This is a genomic window from Blastomonas ursincola, from assembly GCF_013607875.1.
Classification (GTDB): Bacteria; Pseudomonadota; Alphaproteobacteria; order Sphingomonadales; family Sphingomonadaceae; genus Blastomonas; species Blastomonas ursincola.
In genome coordinates this window covers 1224363-1249673 of record NZ_VDES01000001.1, presented here as the reverse complement: position 1 = coordinate 1249673, position 25311 = coordinate 1224363, and the positions used below count along the sequence as shown (strand labels likewise).

19 protein-coding genes and 1 tRNA gene are annotated in these 25311 nt (G+C 65.0%); 14 read left to right on the top strand and 6 right to left on the bottom strand.

From position 1 onward, the window contains the following. Positions 1 to 5: 5 nt before the first annotated feature. A complete protein-coding gene (locus tag FG486_RS05795) occupies positions 6 to 1001 on the bottom strand; it encodes a LacI family DNA-binding transcriptional regulator (RefSeq protein WP_273302520.1) in 996 nt (331 codons plus the stop codon). Positions 1002 to 1194: 193 nt separating this feature from the next. Between FG486_RS05795 and FG486_RS05790 the strand changes: the two genes are divergently transcribed. The 8 genes from FG486_RS05790 to FG486_RS05755 all read left to right on the top strand — a co-directional run bounded on the left by FG486_RS05790 (position 1195) and on the right by FG486_RS05755 (position 14921). After that, positions 1195 to 3723, top strand: coding sequence for a glycoside hydrolase family 3 protein (locus tag FG486_RS05790; RefSeq protein ID WP_181266892.1), 2529 nt, complete (start codon positions 1195 to 1197; stop codon positions 3721 to 3723). 22 nt (positions 3724 to 3745) lie between these two features. Next, a complete protein-coding gene (locus tag FG486_RS05785; RefSeq protein ID WP_181266764.1) occupies positions 3746 to 6370 on the top strand; it encodes a TonB-dependent receptor in 2625 nt (874 codons plus the stop codon). Positions 6371 to 6495: 125 nt separating this feature from the next. Next, positions 6496 to 7677, top strand: coding sequence for an MFS transporter (locus FG486_RS05780; RefSeq protein ID WP_338401579.1), 1182 nt, complete (start codon positions 6496 to 6498; stop codon positions 7675 to 7677). 78 nt (positions 7678 to 7755) lie between these two features. Next, positions 7756 to 9039, top strand: a complete 1284-nt coding sequence (locus FG486_RS05775; protein ID WP_181266762.1) for a sugar MFS transporter — start codon at positions 7756 to 7758, stop codon at positions 9037 to 9039. Between the two features lie 360 nt (positions 9040 to 9399). Further along, positions 9400 to 11007, top strand: coding sequence for an FAD-dependent oxidoreductase (locus tag FG486_RS05770; RefSeq protein WP_181266761.1), 1608 nt, complete (start codon positions 9400 to 9402; stop codon positions 11005 to 11007). Next, positions 11004 to 11576, top strand: coding sequence for a GNAT family N-acetyltransferase (locus FG486_RS05765; RefSeq protein WP_181266760.1), 573 nt, complete (start codon positions 11004 to 11006; stop codon positions 11574 to 11576). Before FG486_RS05770 ends, FG486_RS05765 begins: the two co-directional genes overlap by 4 nt. A 106-nt stretch (positions 11577 to 11682) precedes the next feature. Beyond that, positions 11683 to 14358: a TonB-dependent receptor plug domain-containing protein gene (locus tag FG486_RS05760; protein ID WP_241695583.1), complete on the top strand. Its 2676-nt coding sequence runs from the start codon at positions 11683 to 11685 to the stop codon at positions 14356 to 14358. Positions 14359 to 14429: 71 nt separating this feature from the next. Beyond that, positions 14430 to 14921: a RidA family protein gene (locus FG486_RS05755; protein WP_241695582.1), complete on the top strand. Its 492-nt coding sequence runs from the start codon at positions 14430 to 14432 to the stop codon at positions 14919 to 14921. A 69-nt stretch (positions 14922 to 14990) separates the two neighbouring features. On the opposite strand, the gene FG486_RS05750 is transcribed toward FG486_RS05755, so the two are convergent. From FG486_RS05750 to ygfZ, 3 genes are all read right to left on the bottom strand, one after another. Next, positions 14991 to 15065, bottom strand: a tRNA-Val gene (locus FG486_RS05750). Positions 15066 to 15161: 96 nt separating this feature from the next. Next, the gene (locus FG486_RS05745; RefSeq protein ID WP_181266759.1) at positions 15162 to 15806 is read right to left on the bottom strand and encodes a TetR/AcrR family transcriptional regulator; all 645 of its coding nucleotides are present in this window, start codon (positions 15804 to 15806) and stop codon (positions 15162 to 15164) included. 73 nt (positions 15807 to 15879) lie between these two features. Further along, positions 15880 to 16617, bottom strand: coding sequence for a CAF17-like 4Fe-4S cluster assembly/insertion protein YgfZ (ygfZ, locus tag FG486_RS05740; RefSeq protein ID WP_181266758.1), 738 nt, complete (start codon positions 16615 to 16617; stop codon positions 15880 to 15882). 48 nt (positions 16618 to 16665) lie between these two features. Here ygfZ and FG486_RS05735 point away from each other — a divergent pair, with 48 nt between their 5' ends. After that, positions 16666 to 17994, top strand: coding sequence for a dihydroorotase (locus FG486_RS05735; protein WP_181266757.1), 1329 nt, complete (start codon positions 16666 to 16668; stop codon positions 17992 to 17994). A gap of 125 nt (positions 17995 to 18119) precedes the next feature. Here FG486_RS05735 and FG486_RS05730 read toward each other — a convergent pair whose 3' ends face one another. Further along, positions 18120 to 19595, bottom strand: coding sequence for a helicase HerA domain-containing protein (locus FG486_RS05730; protein ID WP_066284938.1), 1476 nt, complete (start codon positions 19593 to 19595; stop codon positions 18120 to 18122). Positions 19596 to 19721: 126 nt separating this feature from the next. Next, entirely contained in the window at positions 19722 to 19997 is a 276-nt protein-coding gene (locus tag FG486_RS05725; RefSeq protein ID WP_023838445.1) for an HU family DNA-binding protein, read from the bottom strand. 244 nt (positions 19998 to 20241) lie between these two features. On the opposite strand from FG486_RS05725, the gene FG486_RS05720 reads away from it, so the two are divergent. The 5 genes from FG486_RS05720 (at position 20242) to FG486_RS05700 (ending at position 25243) form a co-directional block, all read left to right on the top strand. Next, on the top strand, positions 20242 to 20667 hold the full coding sequence (locus FG486_RS05720; protein ID WP_031318249.1) for a rubrerythrin family protein: 426 nt from the start codon (positions 20242 to 20244) through the stop codon (positions 20665 to 20667). A 134-nt stretch (positions 20668 to 20801) separates the two neighbouring features. After that, a complete protein-coding gene (locus FG486_RS05715) occupies positions 20802 to 22145 on the top strand; it encodes a (Fe-S)-binding protein (RefSeq protein WP_066284934.1) in 1344 nt (447 codons plus the stop codon). A gap of 17 nt (positions 22146 to 22162) precedes the next feature. Then, positions 22163 to 22756, top strand: a complete 594-nt coding sequence (locus FG486_RS05710; RefSeq protein ID WP_181266756.1) for a DUF3501 family protein — start codon at positions 22163 to 22165, stop codon at positions 22754 to 22756. 740 nt (positions 22757 to 23496) lie between these two features. Continuing rightward, positions 23497 to 24894 carry a helix-turn-helix domain-containing protein gene (locus tag FG486_RS05705; RefSeq protein ID WP_137775892.1) on the top strand — a complete coding sequence of 466 codons (1398 nt, stop codon included), beginning with the start codon at positions 23497 to 23499 and terminating at the stop codon, positions 24892 to 24894. A gap of 73 nt (positions 24895 to 24967) precedes the next feature. Further along, positions 24968 to 25243, top strand: a complete 276-nt coding sequence (locus FG486_RS05700) for a hypothetical protein (RefSeq protein ID WP_181266755.1) — start codon at positions 24968 to 24970, stop codon at positions 25241 to 25243. The last annotated feature ends 68 nt before the right edge of the window (positions 25244 to 25311 follow it).

Genomic DNA, 25311 nt, shown 5'->3' with positions numbered 1-25311 from the left:
ATCGATCAGGCGGCCGGGGCAGCGGTGGAGGCGCGCACGAGCAGCTCGTGCGCATGGTCGCGGCGCTGCGGCAGCTCGGGCACCGTCTTGCCGTCGAGCATCGCGATCAGCCGGTCGGCGGCATCCCAGGCCATTTGCGCGACCGGCTGGTTGACCGTGGTCAGCGGCGGCCAGGCGGTGCGCGAGACCTCCGAATTGTCGAACCCGGCGACCGACAGGTCCTGCGGCACCGAGAGGCCCAGTTCTCGTGCCGCCGCGATCGCTGCCACGGCCATGTCGTCATTCTGCGCCAGGACCGCAGTCGGGCGTTTCGCGCTGGCCAGCAGCGTGCGCGCCACCTCATAGCCCACGGCATAGGTGAAATCGCCGGTGACGATCAGATCGTCGTCGATTCCGACACCTGCCTCGGCAAAGGCGCGGCGATAGCCCTCGAGACGGCCGATGCTGGCGGCGTGCGAGGGATCGCCCAGGATGATGCCGATCCGACGATGCCCGAGCGCCAGCAGATGCTGCGCCACCGCATGGCCCGCCGCGCTCTCGTCCATCGCTACCACCAGACCGCGATCGAGATCGCTGTGCGGGGTGATCCGCGCATAAGGCAGGCGCTGGCGTTCGAGCATGTCGAGCAGCAGCGGCTGGTCGCTGGCGGGCGGCGCGAGCAGCACCCCGTCGAGCCCGGCGCGCAGCAGCAGCTTGCCCAGCTCCTCGGGGCGGCTCGCGACATGCGCGAAGGGCAGCACCACCAGCCGGTAGCGGCCATCGTCGAGCCGGCTGAGCGCGCCGTTCTGCAGCTCGACGACATAGCTGGGGCTGGGCCGTTCATAGGTCAGCCCGATCAGGAACGAGCGGCGCGCGATCAGGCTCTGCGCCGCCAGATTGGGGTGATAGTCGAGCGCCTCGGCGGCCTCCTTCACCTTCTGCCGCACGGCGGCGCTGACATGGGGAGCATCGTTGAGCGCGCGCGAGACGGTCTTGGGCGTGACCCCGGCGACCCTTGCGATGTCGACGATCGTGGTTCGCTTTGAAATCGTCCCCTCCAGGCGGTTGGATGGCCCCCCCGGAACTGGCGGAACCGCTGCGACCCAGCTTCTCTTAGCGCCTCTCTTGACTTGTGTCGATGGATAGCGGTAAACGTTGACCGAGAATCGGTAAACGTTGTCAGGCGTATCAACCGCCGACAGGATGGGAGGGATGATGATCGTGCCGCGTGGGGCTGTCCTTGCATTGCGTGCTGTGTCGCTTGCGGCGCTCGCCTGGCCCCTGGCGCTGGGGATCGCGCCGCTTGCCGCCGCTACCGATGCCACCACCGCTGCGGCAGCCGCCAGCGCCGAAGCGCATGCCGAGCTCTGGCCGCAGCGCGAATCGAAGCTGAGCCCCGATGCCGAGATCGAACGCCGGATCGACGCGCTGATCGCGGCGATGTCGATCGAGCAGAAGGTCGGGCAGATCATCCAGGCCGATATTGCCAGCGTCACCCCCGACGACGTCCATCGCTATCATCTGGGCTCCGTGCTCAACGGCGGCAATTCGGACCCCGGCAATCGCTACAACGCGCCCGCCAGGGACTGGCTCGCCGCTGCCGATGCCTTCTACGCCGCGTCGATGAAGCCCAATGGCAAACTGCCGCGCATCCCGATCATCTGGGGCAGCGATGCGGTGCACGGGCACAATAATGTCGTCGGCGCGACGCTGTTTCCCCACAATATCGGCCTGGGGGCCGCGCGGAACCCCGAGCTCGTCCGCAAGATCGGCGAGGCGACCGCGATCGAGATGCGCGTCACCGGGCTCGACTGGACCTTTGCGCCGACGCTCGCCGTGGTGCGCGACGATCGCTGGGGCCGCACCTATGAGGGCTTTGGCGAAAGCCCCGAGATCGCGACCAGCTATGCCGCGCCGCTGATCGAGGGGCTGCAGGGCAAGGTCGGCGATCCCGACTGGCTGCGCGGGCCGCATATCATCGCCACCGCCAAGCATTTCCTGGGCGATGGCGGCACGCATGCCGGCAAGGACCAGGGCGATGCCCAGATGGCCGAGGCATCCTTGCGCGATCTGTTCAGCCCGCCCTATCTCCCCGCGCTCGACGCCGGGGTGCAATCGGTGATGGTCAGCTTCTCGAGCTGGAACGGCGTGAAGATGCACGGCAACCGCTCGCTGCTGACCGATGTGGTCAAGGACCGCTGGAATTTCGACGGCTTCCTGGTCGGTGACTGGAACGGTCATGGCCAGGTCGAAGGCTGCTCCGCGACCGATTGCGCCGCTTCGGCCGTCGCAGGGCTCGACATGTACATGGCGCCGGACAGCTGGAAGACGCTCTGGCGCACCACGCTGGCGCATGCGAAGGACGGGACGCTGCCGATGGCGCGGCTCGACGATGCGGTGCGCCGCATCCTGCGCGTCAAGCTGCGCGCCGGGCTGTTCGAGGCGGGCAAGCCTTCCGCGCGGCCCTATGGCGGACGGTTCGAGCTGCTGGGCAGCGCCGAGCATCGCGCGCTGGCGCGGCAGGCGGTGCGCGAATCGCTGGTGCTGCTCAAGAATGCGGGCAGCGTCCTGCCGCTCAAGCCCGGCGCGAAGATCCTGGTCGCGGGCGACGGCGCGGACAACCTCACCAAGCAGACGGGCGGCTGGACGCTGAGCTGGCAGGGCACGGGGACGAAGCGCAGCGATTTCCCCAATGCGCAATCGATCTGGGAAGGCATCGACGAGCAGGTCAGGGCCGCAGGCGGCACCGCGACGCTCTCGCCCGATGGCAGCTTTGCGAGCAAGCCCGATGTCGCAATCGTGGTGTTCGGCGAGGAGCCTTATGCCGAGTTCCAGGGCGACCGGCCCGATGTCGGTTTTGACGATGCCAAGGCGCTCGCGCTGCTGCGCAAGCTCAAGGCAGCGGGCATTCCCACCGTCTCGGTCTTCCTTTCGGGCCGGGCGATGTGGGTCAACCCGTTCCTCAACGCCTCGGATGCGTTCGTCGCTGCCTGGCTGCCGGGATCGGAAGGCGGCGGCGTGGCCGACATGCTTTTCGGCAAGGCCGATTTTCGCGGCAAGCTGCCCTATAGCTGGCCGAAGTCGAGCGACCAGACCGCGGTCAATATCGGCGACGCCGGTTACGACCCGCTATTTGCTTACGGCTTCGGCCTGACGCTCGCCGACAAGGGCGATCTTGCGCCGCTGCCCGAGATGCGCGCCAGCGTTGCTGCGGCCGATCCCGGCGTGCTGTTCGCCGCGGGCAAACCGGGCGCGGGCCGCCGGTTGCTGATCGGTCCGCCCGGCGCGCTTTCGACCAATCCCGGCCCCGATCTGATCGAGGTGCGGGCGGCAGACCGCATCGCGCAGGAGGATTCGGTGCGGCTGCGCTGGACCGGCGCCGGACCGGCGGTCGCCGCAATCGTGATGGGTGAGGCGGAAGACCTGTCGCGCCAGTCGAACGGCGAACTCGCGCTCGAAATCGAACTCAGGGTCGATACCCCGCCCACGGCTGATGTCAGCCTGGTCATGGGGTGCGGCGCGCAGTGTGCTGGCGGCTTCCCGCTCGCCCCCATGCTCACTGCCGCCGCGAAGACCGGCAAATGGACCCGCATCGCGGTGCCGCTGAGCTGCTTTGCGAGGGCCGGGGTCGACATGACCCGGGTCGAAACGCCGCTCAGCCTCGCGACCGCAGGAAAGCTCGAAATTGTCATGTCCTCGGCGAAAATCGTCTCGCCGACCGGACCCGTCATTCAATGCAAATAATATCAGGATTAGGGAGGATGTCATGAAGAGGAACCAGTTCGCACGCGCCGCGCTGTTTGCGCTGCTGTCGGCCACGGCGGCGATGCCCGCCTATGCGCAGGATCGTCCCGCCGATGGCGCGGACAACGACAAGGACGAGATCATCGTCACCGCCAACCGGCGCGAGGAGAATTCGCAGGACGTCTCGGGTGTCGTCCAGTCGCTGGGGGCAGAACAGTTGCGGCAGGACGGCATTGTCGAGCTGCGCCAGTTGCAGCTTGCGGTGCCGGGGCTCAGCATCGCCAACCAGGAAGGCAATGTCGAAATCTTCATCCGCGGCGTCGGCTCGGCCAACAATACCGAGCTTGGCGATCCCGGTGCGGCGCCGCATCTCAACGGCACCTATATCCCGCGTCCGCGCGGCCTCGGCCTGATGTTCTATGACCTCGAACGCGTCGAGGTGAACAAGGGGCCGCAGGGCACGCTTTATGGCCGCAACGCGCTGGCGGGAACGCTCAACATCATCACCGCCAAGCCGAAGCTCGGCCAGTTCGGCGGCTATGCGCAGGCGGAAGTGTCCAACCGCTCGTCCTATGCGGCGGAAGGCGCGATCAACGTGCCGCTGGGCAGCACCGCGGCGCTGAGGGCTGCGGCCTATTACATCAACCGTGATTACGGCTTCAACAACGTCTCGACCGGTGCGCCGGCCAATACGCTGAAGCCTGCGGGCCTTGAAGAGAATTACGCCGGGCGCCTCTCGTTCCTGTGGGAGCCGAGCGACCGTCTCAGCATCTCGATCGTCGGCGATTACGGCAAGGAAACCGGCACCGGCTATCCCGGCGCGAACATCTTCAGCGCGGTCGCCGCAACGGGCATCCGGCCCGACAAGCTCAACCTCAAGGACGTCGTCTATCGCGGGCTGCAGGGCGACATGACCAACGAGCTATGGGGCGTGCAGGGCAAGATCGCCTATGATTTCGGCACGTTCGGCGCGGAGCTGACCGGCAGCTACCGTTCGGTCGATTTCTACCAGGTCAATGCCTCGAGCGACGGTATCGACTTCCCGGGCCGCGATCTGTCGGCGGTGCAGTACGACAATTTCTCGGGCAATTTCTGGCAGACCAAGTCCAAGAGCCAGGTCTATGAGGCGCGCATCTTCGCCAACGAGGACCAGCCGTTCCGCTGGAATCTGGGCGGCTTCTATTTCAACGAGGACCAGGCGGTCGGCTATCTCGCGCTCGCCGATCGCGGCTATTGCTGCTATTCGGCGACCGAATTCGTGATGCCCGACGTGAAGGGCGAGAGCTTCGCCTTCTATGCTGACGGCACCTATGACGTGGCGGACCGGCTGCGGCTGATCGCGGGCATCCGCTATACCGAAGAGAAGAAATCGCGCTTCGGCATCGGCGGAAACTGGGCGCTGACGCTCGGCGGCGAGGATTTCGCCTGCTGCTTCGCGACGCGCGTCGGCACCGAAGGCTTCCGCCCGGCGCTGCTCGACCGGCCCAATTTCAACGTGTCGAACATCACCACGCCGCGCGGCCAGGCGCAGTTCCTGATCGAGGGCATTGCGCGGCCGGGTCTGCGCGACACGCTGATCGCGCAGATCGGGTCGATCGCCAACGGCACCAATCCCAACGGCACCTGTATCGACCGGCCCGATATCGACAATGGCTTCGTCAACTGCCCGAGGCTCAACCCCTCTAACACCAATGGTGGCTTCAGCTATGCGAACCTTACCATTCCCGGCCAGCAGATCGGGCGCGCCAAGTTCGACTTCATCGACTGGCGCGTGGGCGTGGAGTTCGACATCGACGACGACCACATGCTCTATGCCAAGGTCTCGACCGGGCACAAATCGGGCGGTTTCAACGACAGCTTCAACGGCTCGCCGATTCCGGAGGAATTCCGGCCGGAGGATCTGCTGGTCTACGAGGTCGGCAGCCGCAACGCCTTCGATCTGTTCAACCGCCCGGCGGTGTTCAACCTGACCGGCTTCTATTACGACTATAACAACCAGGTCTTTCAGGACCTGACCTGCATCAATCTCGATACCACCCAGGCGCCGCCGGTGTGCAACGGCTATTCGCTGGTCAACCGCAATATCGGCGCGTCGCGGATCTATGGTGCAGAGGCCGAGCTGCGCTTCAAGCTGCCGGGCAATTTCTCGGTCGATCTGAACGCCGCGTTCCTCGATACCAAGATCACGCGCGGCACCGTGGCCGATGCGCGTGCGCAGGATTTCGGCGCAGGCGGCAATTCGCCGCTGATCAGCCTGGTCGGCAACCGGCTGCCCCTGGCGTCGAAGATCAATATCAGCGCGCGCCTGTCGCAATCCTTCCAGGCAGGACCGGGCCGGTTCGACTGGCAGGCTTTGCTCAACTATCGCTCGTCCTATTTCCTCAGCCAGTTCAACGAGGACGATATCGTCTTCCTGAACGGCACGCGCCAGACCGCATTGTCGGCAGGATTCCCCGATCGGCAGAAGGGCTTTTCGACGCTCAACCTCGGCATGGGCTATACGATCAAGAACTTCAGGATCGAGGCTTGGGCGAGCAATTTCCTCGACGAGGAGGTGTCGCAAAAGGCGCTGGTCGGATCGTCGCTCAACATCCGATTCCTCAACGATGCGCGCAGTTACGGTCTTCGCGTTCGCGTCGACTTCTAGCATAAGGGGGCCACGCCCGGATCGTTCGCCCATCAGGACGGACGATCCGGAAGGGCGGGCCTGATGCAAGGCGGATGAAGGCAGAGGTTGCAGGAACAGGACATGAGCGGTGGGCGGCTGATATTGTGACCGTGCCACCTGCACGCCTTTCGCCGGCGTTCCTTCCGCTCTATGCGCTCGCCTATGCCGGCGGCGTGATCGCCTATACGCCCTTCCTGATGCTGGTGCTGCCTGCACGGGTGACCGAACTGGCCGGCGGCGATGATGTGCGCTGGCTGGGCTATATCGTGTTTGCTGGCGCGCTGTCGGCAAGCCTGGCGGGCGTGGCATCAGGCTGGCTGAGCGATGTCACGCGCCGTCGCCGCACCTGGGTCGCGGCCGGGCTTGCCGCAACGGTCCTGCTGCAACTGGCGATCGTCTGGTGCGACACGGTCATGGTCCTTCTCTGGCTGGTCGTTGCATGGCAGATCGCGCTCAACCTGATGCTGACGCCACTGATCGCATGGGCGGGCGACGTGGTGCCCGATGACCGCAAGGGCCTGCTCGGCGGCCTGCTGTCGCTCGCCCCGCCGCTGGGCGCGCTTTCGGCGATGTTGCTGCCGGAAGCGGCGGAACAGGGGCTCGCGGGCCGCACCGCGACCATCGCCGCCATGACATTGGTGCTGGTGCTGCCGCTGCTGCTGTTCGCGCGATCAGGACCCTTTCCGGACGCAGATCGTTCCACCCGCCAGTCCGCCGCGATCGCGCGCGCCGCATCCGTCGTCCAGCGCGTGTGGCTGGCGCGGCTGCTGATGCAGCTCTCGGGCGCGGCGCTGGCCGCCTATCTCTATTTCTGGCTTCGCAGCCTCGACCCCATGATGGACGATGCGGCCAAGATGCTGCTCTATGCGACCGGGCTCGGCCTGTCGGTGGGGGCGGCGCTGCTGCTGGGCCGCTGGAGCGACCGCCATGGCCGTCCGTTCCTGGCGCTGGCGTTGACCGCGCTGGTCGCCGCGGCGGGGTTGCTGGTCATGGCGCTGGCCGGAACCCCTGCCACCGCCAAGCTGGCCTATCTGGCGTTCGTCACCGCCAATGCCGCCTTCCTGGCGCTGCATGCCAGCCAGACGCTGCGCATCCTGCCCGATGCCGCCTCGCGCGGCCTGGGCATCGGGCTGTTCAATCTCACCAACACCGCGCCGTCGCTGATCATGCCCTGGATCGCGATCACGATGGTGCCCGATTTCGGCTATGCCAGCCTGTTCCTGGTGCTCGCCCTATTGGCGCTGGCGGCGGCGCTGCTGCTGCTCAGCCTGCCGCACGATGCGTGATCGCGCTTGGCGGGTTCCGCAATTGCTCTATTCAAGGCGAGGCGGGCGATGCCCCGCCGATAATGTGAGGATGATCGAATGGCGCTTGCACCGCAGAACATGAACGGCAAACCCGGCGTCGCGACCGACCATGTCGACGCGCCCGAGCTCAGGCTGTTCGTGTTCGGGCTGTTCTTCATCTTCGGCGGCATCACCTCGCTCAACGACGTGATCATCCCCAAGCTCAAAGAGCTGTTCACGCTCAACTACACCCAGGCGATGCTGGTGCAGTTCTGCTTCTTTACCGCCTATCTGCTGATCGGCATTCCCGGCGCAAAGCTGGTCAAGAAGGTCGGATACATGCGCGGTGCGGTGTGCGGGCTGCTGCTGATGATGCTCGGCTGCCTGCTGTTCATCCCCGCCTCGCGCAACGCCACCTATGGCCTGTTCCTGTTTGCGCTGTTCGTGCTGGCGAGCGGCGTCGTGATCGTGCAGGTCGTCGCCAATCCGCTGATCTCGATGCTGGGCAAGCCGCAGACCGCGCACAGCCGCCTGACCTTCGCGCAGGCGTTCAACTCGCTTGGCACCACCGTCTTCCCGATCGTCGGTTCGGCGCTGATCCTCGGCAGCCTCGCCAGCCTCAGCGCGGACCAGCTTTCCGGCCCCGCGCTCGATGCCTATCGCACCGCCGAAAGCCAGGCGATCGTGAACGGCTATCTCGGCATCGCCGCCGCGATTGCGGTGGTGGCCGGCGTGGTCTGGCTGTTCCGCAACCGGCTGAAGGGCGAGACGCACGAGGCGAGCAGCGGTCTGGCCGGGTTCGACCTGCTCGCGCGCCCGCGCTTCGGCTTCGGCGCGCTGTGCATCTTCCTCTATGTCGGCGCCGAGGTCGCGATCGGATCGCTGATCGTCAACTATCTGATGCAGGCGCATGTCATGGCGCTGGGCGAACAGGCGGCAGGCAAGCTGATCGGCCTGTACTGGGGGGGCGCGATGGTCGGGCGCTTCATCGGATCGGGCGTGATGCGCTTCGTCAGCCCCGGCAAGCTGCTCGCGGCGGTGGCCGCAGGCGCGATCACGCTGATCCTCGTCTCGACGAGCACGCAAGGCATGGTCTCCGGCTATAGCCTGCTCGCCATCGGCCTCATGAACGCGATCATGTTCCCGACCATCTTCAGCCTGGCGTGCGAGGACCTGGGCCCGCGTGCGGCGGATGGATCGGGCATCATCAACATCGCGATCTTCGGCGGGGCGGTTATCCCGCTCGCCACCGGCGCGATCGCCGACCTTTCGGGCCAGCTCGGCCTGGCTCTGGTGCTGCCGGCGCTGTGCTATGCGGTGATCGGCGGATATGGCTGGTATGCGCGCAGCCGGGTCGCCTGATTGCAGCACAGCCTGAGCGAGCTTGGCCAAGGTCACGATGGAGGGCTTGCGCCGCAACGCAAAAGAATTTTTTGCACATGCGAAGAATCCTCTTGCGCACGTTTGCAAACGATGTTTCTATTCGTAGATCAGCTGAGAATAGACGTTTTCGGTTAAGAACGAGCGGTTTCTGCGCATTTTATTGCAGGCACGCTTGGTCTGGTTTCACCAGTTATTTTGCATCGCACAACAAGGCGGCCACCCGAAAAGGGCGGCGCAACCCTGCGCATTGGCCAGGGAAAGCGCTGCGACGGGATGGCCTGGCCGCGACGGGTGAGGGTGTCGACAAGGCCTGCATTTTCGAATGGGGGCATTCACGAGGTGATCACACGCAGAACGATGCTGCACCGGATCGGTGCGGCCGGGGGAGTTGCGGCCGTCGCGGGCGCAATGCAGTCAATGGGCTGGTTCGGAGTGGCTGAGGCTGCGGCGCTCGAACCGATGCCGGGCGATATGGGCAACGGCCGCTCGGTGGTGGTACTCGGTGCCGGATTTGCCGGGCTGGTTGCGGCCTATGAGCTCGAACAGCGCGGATTTGCGGTCACCCTGCTCGAAGCGCGTGGGCGCGTCGGCGGCAAAGCCTGGACAGTGCGCGATGGTGATCGCATCGCGATGCAGGGCGAGGACGATCAGATCGCGCGCTTCTCCGAAGGCCTGTATTTCAACGCCGGTCCGGCGCGACTGCCCAGTTTCCATCAGGGTGTGCTCGGCTATGCCAAGCGCTTCGGCGTGCCGCTCGAGGTCGAGGTCAATTCGAGCCGCTCGGCCTATCTGGTCGCGAAGAACGGCAGCAAATTGCGCATGCGCACCGCGATCAACGACATGCGCGGTCATGTTTCCGAACTGCTCGCCAAGGCGGTCAACCAGGGTGCGCTCGATACCGCGCTCAGCGTAGAGGAAAAGGCGAAGCTGCTGCCTTTCTTGAAAGCCTATGGCGACCTGCAGGGCGATTATGCGTTCAAGGGCACCACGCGCTCAGGCTTCAAAACGGGGCCAGGGGCCGGGATATCGAGCTTCGAGACCGCCAATGCACCGGTGCCGCTCGCCGATCTGCTCGCCAACGAGCAGCTTGGCATGATGGGCTTCGAGGACAATCTCTATATGCAGGCGACGATGTTCCAGCCGGTCGGCGGCATGGATCAGATATCGGTCGGCATCGAGCGCAACCTCAAGAAACGCGCGGTGCTGAACGCCGATGTCCAGCGCATCCGCCAGAGCGAGGCCGGGGTCGAGATCGCCTATATCGACACGGCCAGCGGCGCGGCGCGGGTCATCAAGGCCGATTATTGCGTGTGCACCATCCCCTTTCCGGTGCTGGCGAAGATCGAGGCCAATTTCGCCAAGCCCGTCGCCAGCGCGATAGCAAGCGTGCTCTACGAGGATTCGAACAAGGTCGCGTTCGAGGCCCCACGTTTCTGGGAGCGCGACCAGATTTATGGCGGCCTCACCTTTGTCGGCGGCGAGACCAGCCTGATCTGGTATCCGTCCTGGGGCCTGCACGGCGAAAGGGGGATGATCCTGGGCTGTTACAGCTCGGGCGAGCCGGGCAAGGCCTTTGCCAAAAGGCCGATTGCCGAGCAGATCGCGATGGCACGCGCCGCGATCGAGAGCGTCCATCCCGGCCATGGTGCCGATTGCATCGCGCCGCTGGTCGTCAACTGGCGCAAGATTCCCTATAGCCTTGGGCCCTGGCCCAACTGGAACCCCGGCGTGCGCGATCGCGGCGAGCATCCGATGACCGACACGCCCGCCTTCCGCTTGCTCAATCAGCCCGATGGCCGCATCTTCTTCGCCAGCGCCGCGCTCAGCCAGACGCCCGGCTGGCAGGAGGGCGCGCTGCAATCCGCACATGCGACCGTTGCCGCGCTGGTCGACCAGATGCGTGCCCGGGCGCTGACCGAACCGACCAGGAGTGCCCAGGCCGCATGATCATCCGCCCCGCCCGACCTGACGAGATACCCGCGCTTGAGCGGCTGATTGCCGCTTCGGCACGGAAGCTCAGCATCGGCTTCTATTCACCGCAAGAGACCGAGGCGGCAATCAAGCATGTGTTCGGGGTCGATAGCGAGCTGGTCGGCGACGGCACCTATCTGGTGGTCGAGCTGGACGGACGGATTGCCGGGTGTGGGGGATGGAGTCGGCGCGCGACCCTGTTCGGGTCCGATCGGTTCGCCCAGCGGCAGATAGGCTTTGTCGATCCAGCGCAGGCTCCGGCAAAGATCAGGGCATTCTTCATCGCGCCTGAATTCGCGCGGCGCGGCGTCGGCGCGGCGTTGCTCGACGCCTGCGAAGCGGCGGCGCGGGCGGCAGGTTTCACCCAGGCCGAGCTGATGGCGACGCTGCCCGGCGTGCCCTTCTACACCGCCTATGGCTATCGTGCCCAAAGCGAGGTCGTGCAGCATTATGACGGCATCGCGCTGCGCTTCGTGCCGATGCGCAAGACGCTTTTTCAACCCTCGCAACAGGAGGCCGCACCCGAAACGGAAGTCCAGACATAATCTCATAAAACGTCATCGCAGGAACGAACCAACACATCCGGACCAAAGAGCCCGGGCATTGGGAAGATGATGATCTGAAGGCCCAAACGCGAAAAGGGGGCTTTCGATGAGAATGAATGGAGGTATTTCGCGGGCCGTGCTCGTGACAGCATTGCTCGCCGCGCCGCAGACCGGCTGGGCCGCAAACCTGGCCGATGCGGGCGAGCAGCCGCTAGCCGACGCCGCAGCACAGGAAGACGATGCGCCCGAAAGGGCCGATATCGTCGTCACCGGAACGCGGCGCACCGACCGCACTGTGATCGAATCCTCGGTGCCGATCGACGTCTTCACCAACGAGGATCTGGCGACCCAGTCCAGCCCGCAATTGCAGACCATCCTGCAGACGCTGGTGCCCTCGTTCAACCAGCAGCGCAACCTGCTCGGCGATGCCTCGGCCTTTGTCCGCCCGCCGACGCTGCGCGGCCTTCCGCCCGACCAGATCCTGGTGCTGATCAACGGCAAGCGCATGCACCGCTCGGCTTTGGTCCAGGTCGCCGGCGGCCAGCTGGCGCAGGGCTCGCAAGGACCCGACCTGTCGCAGATTCCCGGCCAGGCGCTCGGCCGCATCGAGGTGCTGCGCGATGGCGCATCGGCGCTCTACGGATCGGACGCGATCGCCGGCGTGATCAACCTGGGGCTCAGCACCAAGGACAGCGGCATCGACATGCAGGCGCGCTATGGCCAGACCTATGCGGGCGACGGCCAGGACACGCAGATATCCGCGATTGCCGGGTTCAAGCTCGGCAGCGATGGCGGCTTCTTCAACGTGACCGGCGAGTTCATCGACCAGAATATCTGGGACCGTTCGGCCCCGCGCCCCGAAATCGCGCCGCTCGTCGCCGCCGGAATCCGCCCGCCGATCGCCAAGGGTAACCGCCTGGGCCAGCCCGAGAACCGCGCCTATCGCGTCGTGCTGAACGCCTCGCTGCCGCTGGGGGACAAGGACGAGCTGTACCTGTTCGGCAACTGGGGCACACAGCGCCAGGGCAATGACTTCAACTATCGCCGCCCGATCGGCGTCACCACCACCGCCATTCCCGGTCGCGGGCCCAGCTTCGGCAATACCGGATCGTTCGGCAAGTCGATCAACACCACCTATCTCGACCGGCTGCCCAACGGCAATTTCAGCGAGACCGGCCGGACCTTCGAGGCGAGCCAGATCTTCCCGAATGGCTTCACCCCGTTCTTCGAGGCCGAGAACGAGGATTTCGCGATCGTCGGCGGCTACAAGGGCGAGACCGGCTTCGGGATGACCTATGACCTGTCGGGGTCGACCGGCACCAACAAGATCCGCTATTTCATGAGCAACACGCTCAACCCCTCGCTGGGGCCGGACAGCCCGACCAGCTTCTATCTCGGCAAGCTGGTGCAGACCGAAACCAACCTCAATCTCGATCTCAGCTATCCCTGGGAGATCGGGCTGGCGAGCCCGCTCAACGTCGCAGGCGGTTTCGAATTCCGGCGCGAGAGCTATGAGGTGGGGCTTGGCGACCGGGCATCCTGGGTCACAGGGCCCTTCGCCGCGCAGACGGTGCAGCGCGCCAACGGCACCACCTTCCTGTCGACCAAGCCTGTGGGCGCGAACGGCTTTCCCGGTTTCGGCCCGGATTCGGTGACCTCGGGCGGGCGCAACAGCGTGTCGGCCTATCTCGACCTCGAAGCCGATATCGTCGAGAGCTTCACCCTGTCGGGCGCGCTGCGCTATGACCGGTTCACCGATTTCGGCGACACGATCAACGGCAAGATTTCGGCGCGCTGGGCGATTGCCGATGCGATAGCGGTGCGCGGCAATTTCAACACCGGCTTCCGCGCGCCGACGCCAGGTCAGCAGTTCACGCAGAACGTGCAGACCGCCTTTCCCAATGGCAGCCCGGTACCGGTCGCGGTCGCCACGGTGCGGCCCGACAGCATCGTCGGCATCGCTTATGGTTCCTCGCCGCTCAAGCCCGAGAAATCGACGAGCTTTTCGGGCGGTCTCGTGCTGACGCCGGGTGGCGGCTTCACCTTCACGCTCGACTATTACAACATCAAGGTGAAGGACCGCATCGGCATCACGGGCAATTTCAACGTGACCGCCGCCAACCGCACCGCGCTGCTGGCGCTCGGCGTCGCCAATGCGCTTGATCTGGGGCAGATCAACTTCTTCACCAACGGCTTTGCCACGCGCACGCAGGGCATCGATGCGGTGCTGACCCACAAGGCGGCGACTGGCATCGGCAATTTCAACACCAGCCTCGCGGTCAACTGGAACAAGACCGAGGTGACCAGCATCCGCTCGGTCGTCCAGTCGGCTGCGATCGGCGGTGCATCGGCTCCGCTGATCGACCGCGTGCGCGAGGGCAATATCGAGGAATCGCTGCCACGCTGGCGGGCGGTGCTCTCGGAGACGTTCACCAGCGGCATGTTCGACGTGACCGCGCGGGTGAACTATGCGAGCAGTATCACCACCTATTTCGCGCCCGCGACCGGTTTCGACCCCGCCTTCGCCTCGCTCTATCCCAATCCCTGGCCCAAGACCTTCGATGCGGAGGTCTGGGCCGATCTGGAAGTCGGGATCACCTTTGCCGAGAAATACCGCATCGCGGTGGGCGGGCAGAACATCTTCGACAATTATCCCGAGCGCGAGACCCGCAACATCTATCCGCAGACCGGCGGCGCGGCCAACGGCTCGCTCTATCCCGATACATCGCCGCTCGGCTGGGCGGGCGGCTTCTGGTATGTCCGGGGCACCGTGAGCTTCTGACGTTCGTTCCCGGCCTCGGCGGAGCAGCTTCTGCCGGGGTCGTTCCTCCTGTCACACGAAAGGAAATCTTCTTGATCCGCAAAGTCCTGCTGACCTCGATCGCCGCCAGCCTGTGCTGCGCTCCTGCCCTGGCGCAAGGCATCGTGCGCCACACCAATCCGCCCCCAGCCATCATCCTGGGCGGCGTCACCATCCCGCCGGGCGCGGAAATCCTGATGCTCAGCGGCCAGCTCGCCAGCCCGATCGACCCGGCGAAGACCGAAGGGATCGAGGCCTATGGTGACACGAAAACGCAGACGATCAGCACCTTCAAGAAGATCGAGGCGGCGCTCGCCAAGCAGGGCTATGCGATGTCCGACGTCGTCAAGCTCACCGTGTTCGTCGTCGGCGACCCCAAGCTCGGCGGCAAGATGGATTTTGCCGGCTTCAACGCAGGCTATCGCGAGTTCTTCGGCACCGCGGCCAACCCCAATCTGGTCGCCCGTTCCACGGTCCAGGTGGCTGCGCTCGCCGGCCCGCAATTCCTGATCGAGATCGAGGCGACGGCCGCGAAGGTCAAGTAAGCAGAACGTCCCTGTGCGAGAGCCCATCGGGGCTGCGAACGCCATCTTTTCTCACGTTCCGGGAAAAGATGGTGGGCGCGGCAGGGATTGAACCTGCGACCCCACCCGTGTGAAGGGTGTGCTCTACCACTGAGCTACGCGCCCGGTCACGGAATCACCGGCTCTGCGGTGTCGTGCGGAGCGCCCCATTGCCAGAAGCGCGGGGCGTTGGCAAGTGCTGCGGTGCGCCGTGCGGGCCGGTCAGGAAATCGCGCGCAGCGGCGTCACGTTCTCGGCATCGGCGATCGCCTGTGCGGTGCCCAGGCCGTCGAACAATGTGTTGATGACGATGCGCAGATTGTCCGGCGTCGCGGTGCGGATCATGTCCATCATCACGAACGGGTTGCAGAACGGCTGCATCACCAGATTGGTCAGCGACACGACATGGTCGAGGTCATAGCCCGGGAAATAGCCCTCGGCCATCGCCTCGCCCAGGATCACCGCCATATAATGGTCGGCCAGGTCGACATAGCCGCGGATCACCTCCCAATGCTCCTCGCCCAGGTCCATATTGGCGCGGAACAGGTTGGGGTCGGCCTCGAACCGCGCGCGCTTGACCGCGACGCGGCGCGCGAAGAATTCAAACAGCTTCTCGCGCGGGGGCAGGTCGGAGGCGACGACGTCCTCCATGATCTGGTTCAATTCCTCGAACCAGCGCCCGGCAATCGCCTCGAAAAACGCCTCTTTCGATGCGAAATAGCGATAGAAGCTCGACTGCGACATGCCGCAGGCCGCTGCGACCTCGGTCAGCGAAAGGTTGATCGCGCCGCGCGTGCGGACCATGTCCTCGGCTGCGTCCATCAGCTGAGAGCGGATGGCTTCATGGTCGTTGAGCGGACGCGACATCGGTTTCAGCCTTGCTGAGTTGGGGAGCTATAACAGTTATACAATAAATTTTGTACTTTATCAAATGCTGCATTCAGGCTTGCGCGGTTTGCAACCAGCTGGGCAACCGCGCCGGGTCCAGATCCTCGACGCGGCGGTGCTCGACGCTCCAGCCGAGTTCGGGATAGCCGATTTTCTGGCGTTTTGCGTCGGCCTCGGCGATCGGCAGCACCACGATGCGGCGGTTGACCTTCTGCCGCCAGTTCATCCGTGCGGTATTTTCCTGTCCGACATAACAACCCTTGGTGAAGCTGACGCCGTTCAATTCCACCGCATTTGTTTCGAGCCAGAGGATATCGCCGAGCTCCTCCGCGCCCTCGGGGACACCCAGAGCCAGCCGGTGTGCCTTCCAGGCGTCATCGGCACAGGGGGCGTCGCTTGCCGGTGCCAGCCAACGCCAGCCGAGCGCAGCCAGGCGAGGATCGGGCGTAGCACCTTGTACGGGCTCGGGCGACCAGTGCACCGACAGCGCCGCGTCGCGCGCGATAGAAATCTTCCGGCGCAGGCGATAGATTGTCAGCCGCTTGGCGAGCGCATCCGCGTGTTCCGCCTCACAGTCGATCAGCACATCACTGCCATCGTCCCATAGCAGGAAATCGAACATCGCCTTGCCCTGCGCGGTCAACAGTGCGGAATATTGCGGCTTTCCGGGCGCTACCGCCTTCGTGTCCTGCGTCACCAGCCCCTGCAGGAAGCCGCGGACATCCTCTTGCGGGTCGGTGGGCGACAGGCGGATAAGGGCGCGGCGGGCGAGCAGGGTAGGGGTGGACATGGCGCTCAACATGCGTATCGCTCAGCCAGTTTCAAGCGGAGAGATGCGATGACAGCGAGCTATGACCTGATCGTCAAGAACGGCACCGTGTATCTGCCCGGCGGACCGGTCTCCGCCGATATCGGCGTCATCGGCGGCAGGATCGCCAACATCGGTGTGCTTGGCGGCGATGCGGGCGAGGTGATCGACTGCACCGGCCTGCATGTGCTGCCCGGCGTGATCGACAGCCAGGTGCATTTCCGCGAGCCGGGGCTCGAGCACAAGGAGGACCTGGAATCGGGCAGCCGCGCCGCGGTGATGGGCGGCGTAACCGCGGTGTTCGAAATGCCCAACACCAAGCCCAATACCGATACCGCCGATCGCGTCGCCGACAAGCTTGCGCGCGCGCATCACCGCATGTGGTGCGACCATGCCTTCTATGTCGGCGCGACCTCGTCCAACGCCGAGTCGCTCAAGGAGCTGGAGCGCCTCCCCGGCACGGCGGGGGTGAAGATCTTCATGGGCGCTTCGACCGGCGATCTTCTGGTGGCCGACGATGGCGCGCTCGCCCGTGTGCTGGCGAACGGCAAACGCCGCGTGGCGATCCATGCCGAAGACGAGTTCCGCATGAACGAGCGCGCCGATCTGCGCGTTACCGGCGATCCCTCGTCGCACCCGGTCTGGCGCGACGACGAGAGCGCGATCCTGGCGACGCGGCGCATCCTCCGCCTCGCACGCGAGGCGAAGCGGCGCATCCACATCCTGCACATCACGACGCCGGCAGAGCTCGAGCTGATCGCGCAGCACAAGGACATCGCCACCTGCGAGGTGACGCCGCAGCATCTGACATTGGCGGGCGAGGAGGCCTATCCCCGGCTCGGCACCTATGCGCAGATGAACCCGCCGATCCGCAGCGGTGCGCATCGCGACGGCCTGTGGCACTGGCTGGCGCAGGGCGTGCCCGATGTCATCGGCTCCGATCATGCGCCGCACACGATCGAGGAGAAGTCCAAGACCTATCCCGATACGCCGAGCGGCATGCCGGGCGTGCAGACGCTGCTGCCGTTGCTGCTCGATCACATGCACCATGGGCGGCTGTCGATGCAGCGGCTGATCGATCTGACCTCGGCGGGGGCGCAGCGGATCTTCGGGCTGGTCGGCAAGGGGCGGATCGCGGCAGGGTATGATGCGGATTTCACCATCGTCGATCTCAAGAAGCTCTGGACGGTGACCGAGGACTGGCTGCAGTCGCGCTGCGGCTGGAGCCCGTTCACCGGCATGGAGCTGACCGGCAAGCCAATCGGCACGATCATCCGCGGGCACCGGGTGATGTGGGAAGATACGCTGGCCGACAGCGCGATCGGCGAGCCGGTGCGCTTCGAGGCGACGGAGTTCTGATCAGAGACTATCCCTTCCATCGTCATTCCAGCAAAAGCGGGAATCCCGCTTCAACGCGCACCGTTGATTGAGAAGCGGGACCCCCGCCTGCGCGGGGGTGACGATTTCCTTGGGCGCGGAGAGCGCTACTCCGCCCCGGTGCTCAGCCCCAGGTCGGGAATGCCGATCGATCGCCGTCCGCCGAAATCGGCGCGGACGACGATGACGCCCTGCTTTTCCATATATTCGATCAGCCGCCGGATGCGCCCAGGTGAGCTGGTGCCATAGGCGCGGCCCAGAGCGGCATCGTCGGGGCAGGGCTGGCCATCCATCGCCGCGCGCGCGATCAGCAGGAAGGGCGCATACATTTCCTGCGGCAACCGGGTCGCAGCCTCGAGCAGCGGCGCGCACGCCGGGTCCGCCGGGTCCAGGATGCCGCCGCGCGCCAGCGCCAACCGCTGGCGAAAGCCTTCCATGTCGAGCGGCGGGCGGATCAGCCGCTGCATCCGGCAGCGCACCGAGAAATCCTGATAGAGCAGCGCCTCGGTCTGGTTCGCAATGTTGCCATCGGCGAGCATGTCGGTGAGCACCGCGACCACCACCGCTTCGGCATCGATCGCGTCGGCGGCGTCCTCCGCCTCCTTGCGCGCGGCGAACATGGCGGATTGCTCCGGCATCGGCAGAGGGGCAGGCGCGATGCTGCCGATCAGCTCGTCGGCCGCGACCGGCGCGGGACGCGGCGGCGGCATCGGCACCGGCGCATCATTGGCACCGGCGGCGAGCAGCATGTCGCGCAGATCCTCGCCCTGCGCTTCGGGCATCGGCAGCAGCTTGTGCGTGCCGGTGCGGCTGGTGGTGCGGGTGGCGCCGATCCGCGTGGTCACCGGGCGGCGCGAGATGGCCGGACCCAGGCCCAGAAAGCAGCCGCGCTCCAGATCGCGGATGCGTTCGGCCTGGCGGCGCTCCATGCCCAGCAGGTCGGCGGCGCGCGCCATGTCGATGTCCAGGAAGGTGCGCCCCATCAGGAAGTTGCTCGCCTCGGCGGCGACATTCTTGGCGAGCTTGGCCAGGCGCTGCGTCGCGATCGCGCCGGCAAGGCCGCGCTTGCGTCCGCGGCACATCAGGTTGGTCATCGCCGACAGGCTGGCCCGGCGCACCGGATCGGGCACGTCGCCCGCGACCGAAGGCGCGAACATCTGCGCTTCGTCGACCACGACGAGCGCGGGATACCAGTGTTCGCGCGGGGCATCGAACATGGCGTTGAGGAAAGTCGCGGCGCAGGTCATCTGCGCTTCGAGTTCGAGCGATTCGAGATTGAGGATCACCGAAGCGCGGTGCTCGCGAATGCGCGCGGCGATGCGCGCGATCTCGCGCTCGTTATAGTCGCCCGCATCGATGACCAGATGCGAAAAGGCGTCCGACAGTGTCGCAAAATCGCCTTCGGGGTCGATGATCACCTGCTGTACGAGCCCGGCGCTCTCCTCGAGCAGGCGGCGCAGCAGATGCGACTTGCCCGATCCGGAATTGCCCTGAACCAGAAGCCTGGTCGCCAGCAATTCCTCGATATCGATGCCGACAGGCCGCCCTGTCTCATCCAGACCTATGTCGATCGATGCGCCCACGGGTTGAGGCCCTATCGCCTTGAACCGGCGGTTGCAACGGGCGCGCGGCCAAATGCTGGGGGGCAAATGAAAAGGCCCCGCCCGATCGGGGCGAGGCCTTTGTCGTTCGGCGCAGGCCGGAACGGATCAGCCGTTCAGCTTGTCCTTCACCGCCTTTGCGGGGGTGAAGCCGAGCTTCTTGGAGGCCTTGATGGTGATGGTGGCGCCGGTGCCCGGGTTGCGACCTTCGCGCTCCGGGGTCGCCTTGACCTTGAACTTGCCGAAGCCGTTGATCGAGATTTCTTCGCCAGCAGCAGCAGCATCAGCGATTGCAGCGAAAACGCCATCGACCAGCTTGCGGGCATCCGCCTTGGTCACGCCGTGGTCGGCGGCAATTTTCTCTGCAAGTTCAGCATTGTTCATGAGGAAACGTCCCTTCTGATATGATTTCGGTGGCGGCGGTTTAACGGCAGTTTTTGCGTTCGTCACGGGGATTGCGGAAGTTTTCCCCCAAAATGGCGATGATTGCCGGTAATTGAGAAACATTATCAATCACGCTGATCGATTTTATCGATTATTCTGTTCAAGAAAATCACATGGCGTGCCGCCCGGCATGGCCTTAACCCTTGGCGTATCAGGGTTTTGAATCACACGAAGAGGGATGACCATGGAACTCAAGGGATCGAAGACCGAACAGTGCCTCAAGGATGCGTTTGCCGGCGAAAGCCAGGCCAACCGCCGCTATCTGTATTTCGCCCAGAAGGCCGATATCGAAGGGCATAACGACGTTGCCGCCGTGTTCCGCTCGACCGCGGAAGGCGAAACCGGCCATGCGCACGGCCATCTCGAATTCCTCGAAGCCTGCGGCGATCCCGCTACCGGCGAGCCGATCGGCACCACCGCCGACAACTTGAAGTCGGCGATCGCGGGCGAAACCCACGAGTATACCGACATGTATCCGGGCATGGCCAAGACCGCCCGCGACGAAGGTTTCGACGAGATTGCAGACTGGTTCGAAACGCTGGCCAAGGCGGAAAAGAGCCATGCCGGCAAGTTCCAGAAGACGCTCGACGCGCTGCTGGCCGAAGCCTGAGTTTCAGTTGAACGACAACTCGGCCTGCGTCTTCGTGCTTCGGCACGAAGCGCAGGCCATTTTTCTGTCCAGTCCAAACCCCCGCTCGCGGGGGGAGAGCAATCACGTCATTCTAGCCTGACAGGGGATCCGCGATGGCAACCGAGTACAAGGAAGGCAGCCTCGATGCGCCGACGCGGCATGTGCTGCCGTGGCGCGAGGAATCCTGGTATGACGAGGCCGCGCTCGATGCCGAGCTGCGCCGCGTGTTCGACATCTGCCACGGCTGCCGCCGCTGCTTCAACCTGTGCGACAGCTTCCCCAAGCTGTTCGACATGATCGACGAAAGCCCGAACGAGGAGGTCGAGGACCTGTCCGCCGGGCAGATCAAGCAGGTCGTGGACGCCTGCACGCTGTGCGACATGTGCTTCATGGTGAAGTGCCCCTATGTGCCGCCGCACGAGTTCAACCTCGATTTTCCGCATCTGATGCTGCGTTATCGCGCGGTCGAACATCGAAAAGGCATGACGTCCAAGGCCGATACGCTGCTCGCCGAGACCGATCGCAACGGCAAGCTCGGCAGCGTGCTGTCCGACGTCGCCAACTGGGCGACCGACGGCAAGAGCGAGACGACGCGCGGCATCATGCAGTCGATGCTGGGCATCGACAAGCGCGCGCACCTGCCCAAGTTCGCCGACATCCCGCTGACCAACCGCGCCGCTGCGCTGGTGCCTGCGCCCAATCCGGATGCACCCGGCTTTGGTCGTCGCGTCGCGCTCTATGCCAGCTGCTATGACCAGTTCAACGACCAGACGCCGGGCGAGGCGGCGGTCAAGGTGCTGGCGCATAACGGTGTCGAAGTGCGGATCGAGCATCCCGAATGCTGCGCGATGCCCAAGCTGGAGAATGGCGACATTCCCGCCGTCGCCAGTGCTGCCGCGCGCGTCGCCGCGCATTTCGCGCCGCTGATCGACCAGGGCTATGACGTGGTCGCAATCACCGCGAGCTGCGCGCTGATGATGAAGTTCGAATGGCCGCTGATCGAACCGGACAACGAGGACATCAAGAAGCTCTCCGCCGCGACGCACGATATCAGCGAATATATCGTCAAGCTGTCGAAACAGGCGGGGCTCACTCCGGTCGAGGCGATGGACGCCAGCATCGGCGTGCATTTCGCCTGCCATTCGCGCGCGCAGAACATGGGCCCCAAGGCGATGGAGATGCTGAAGCTCATCCCCGAGGCCAAGCCGGTGCTGACCGAGCGCTGCTCCGGCCATGGCGGCAAATGGGGCATCTACCAGCAGAATTTCGACACGGCAGTGAAGCTCGCGCGCCCGACGGTGCGCTCGCTCGAAAAGACCGCGCCCGATTACATGGTCAGCGAGTGCCCGCTCGCCGGATCGCACCTCAAGCAGGTGATGGAGCAGGGCGGGGCGGCAAAACTGCCCGAACGGATCGGCCATCCCGTTGAACTGATGGCCAAGGCTTACGGACTCTAACGGATATGGAAAAGACGATGCCCAGGGACCGCCGTTCCATCACCCGCGAGGACATCATGGACCTCGCCGACTACGAGCTGATCCGCAAGGACAAGCGCCAGGAAAGCATCCTGACCAAGAAATTCTCGCGCCTGGCGATCGGCCCGCATGCGATGATCACCTTCGAAAGCTGGGACAGCATGTGGCTGCAGATCCAGGAGATGCTGCGCATCGAGAAGGGCGGCGAGGAGCAGCTGGCCGACGAACTGGCAGCCTATAACCCGATGGTGCCCAATGGCCGCGAGCTGACCGCGACGCTGATGTTCGAGATCGAGAATCCCGAGCGGCGCGACGCGTTCCTGCGCACGATCGGCGGGGTCGAGGAGCATATCTTCCTGACCATCGGCGCCATCCGCATCGCCGCCGTGCCCGAACAGGATGTCGAGCGCACCAGCGCCTCGGGCAAGGCGAGCGCGGTGCATTTCCTGCACTTCCCGCTCGACGATGCCGCGATCGCGGCCTGGCACGATGCGGGCAATGTCGCGATGGTGCAGATCACCCACCCGAATTACGGCCATGCCGCGCTGATCAATGCGGATACGCGCAGCTATCTCACGCGCGCCTGCCTTTAGTGAGGATGCTGGCGGTTCGGCCCTTTCGCCAATCCTTCGTTCAGACCGTCCGGCTCACTTGTCAGGTGTGATGACTTCCGGTTCCGAAATTCCCCCGCCAATCGGTGGGGGAGCCACGCCGTCGCCAACGGGCTGTGCAGAGACCATTGGTGCACCGAATTGTGAGTCGCCTGTCGGTTGATCGATGAATGGTGGAGGTTGCACCGTGTGTGCCGTGCCATCCGAAATCGTTGTGGTCGGAGCATCAGCCACGGTTGGGGGCGACAGGGCTTCGGCTGCGGGTTCGGCGGGGCGGCTCCCCATATTGACGGATGACGCAAAGATTGCTGCGGCCAGCATGATGCCGCCCGATCCCAGCATGACTTGTTTGAGCACTGCGCATTACCCTCATTGTGCCGCCATTGCTGCCAAGCATCGCAGCGAGCGGTTAACATTCGGTGCCGATCTGTAAGATAATTAGCCAGGCCACGAAAATGCCGCCGAAAACCGAAGCTTCCGGCGGCATGTCTTTCCTCCCCAGGAAAGCTCGTGCAAACTCTTATGGTCCGGCAGAAAGGCAGGGTGGCGGGATTGCCCCGCTCACCCAAATCCTCTCCTGCTAGATCGTCCCAGCTGTGTCGCTTCATCGCTAATGGCATAAACCGGCTTTGGCAGCACAAATTGACAAAAAATCGGCGGATATCGCCACTGGTACCGGCGAAAGCCTTGTCAGTTTGTCATGATTGTTACAAAGCTGCGCCATGGTCGAACCTTCGCTTCACGCCGGGCCCGCGCTGCGTCGCCTCCGCCGCAATGCCGGTCTCACCCAGGCCGCCATGGCCGAGCGGCTCGACATCTCGCCGAGCTATCTCAACCTGCTCGAGCGCAACCTGCGCCCGGTTAGCGCACGCCTGATGCTGACTCTGGCCGAGCGCTTCGATGTCGATCCGCGCGATCTGACCGGGGATGAGCCGGGAGGCGGGCTGGGGCCGATGCGGCGGCGCATGGCCGATCCGATCTTTGCCGATCTCGGTGTCGAGCCCGGCGAGATCGAGGACTGGCTGGCGGCATCGCCCGGCACCGCGGCGGCCTTTGCGCGGCTGTACGACCGGGTGCAGGGTGGCGCAGGAAGCGCAGTGCCGGGGGCCGCCGTCGATGATCCGGTGGCGCGCGTGCGCGGCGAGATCGAACGCTGGCGCAATCATTTCGCCGATCTCGACCATGCCGCCGAGGAACTGGCCGATGCGCTGCGGTTGCAGAGCGGCGACCTCTATTCCGCGATTGCCGAACGGTTGCGCACCAAGCACCAGCTCTCGATCCGTATCCTCCCCGAAAACGTGATGCCGGGACGCCTGCGCCGGCTCGACCTGCATGCGCGCCAGTTGCAGCTGTCCGAGATGCTCGACATGGCTTCGCGCACCTTCCAGGCGGCCTATCTGCTCGGCCAGCTCGAATTTCGGGCGGACATCAACGCGCTGGTCGCCGGCGCGCAGTTCGGCGACCGCACCGCCGAGCGGCTCTACCAGCGGCATATCTTCAGCTATTTCGCCGCTGCGGTGATGATGCCCTATGGCCGCTTCCTGCGCGCCTGCGAGCAATCGGGCTATGACATGCTGCTGCTCCAGCGGCGCTTTGGTGCCGGGTTCGAGCATGTCGCGCACCGGCTCACGACCTTGCAGCGGGTGGGCCAGCGCGGCCTCGGCTTTTTCATGATCCGCGTCGACCGCGCTGGTCAGGTGTCGAAGCGCTTCGGCGGAGCCGCACGCGCGCCGCTCGCCGATACCGAGGTGACCTGCCCTTTGTGGCACCTGCACCAGGCGTTTTCGCGCCCCAGCCAGGTTCAGGTACAGCTCGTCGAGCTGGAGGATGCGAGCCGCTGGCTGACGCTGGCGCGCAGCGTGCAGGGCGCGGGCTATGGCGCGGGCGGCACGACGGCGGAGTTCGCGATCGGCCTTGGCGTGCCGGTCGATCAGGCCGCCACGCTCTGCTATGCGCGTGGCATGGACCTGAGCGCGGCAGGCGCGACGCGCATCGGCCCGGGCTGCGCGATGTGCAAGCGCGGCGATTGTCCGCAGCGATCCAAGCCGCCGCTGGGCATCCGGCTGAAGTTCGACGATCGCGAACGCGGGGTGACGCCGTTCGATTTCGTCACCGACTAGGCACTGCCGGTTTCCGGAACCCCTGGCGCGCATGGCCGTACACGCCCCAGAACAACCGCTTAGGGGAAATGCCATGACGGAATATACCACGACCACCGTGACCGATCGCCCGGTCGAGCCGGTGCAGACTCACACCACCGTCGTCGAACGCCGCTCGGGAGGCGGTAGCGGGCTGATGATGGCGATCCTGCTGCTGATCCTGGTCGTTGGCGGCTTCTTTGCCTGGCAGTTCCTGCAGCAGGGCGAGGTCCGCACCGACGCCGTCGCGGGCGCCGCCAATGAGGTCGGCGCCGCGGCGCAGAAGGTCGGCGACGCCGCTCAGGATGCCGCGCAGAAGATCGGCGAATAAGCACCGTCGGGCCATCGCCGGGGCGTAAAAAGCTTTGACAATGTGCCGGAATTTCTGGGGCTCAGCGT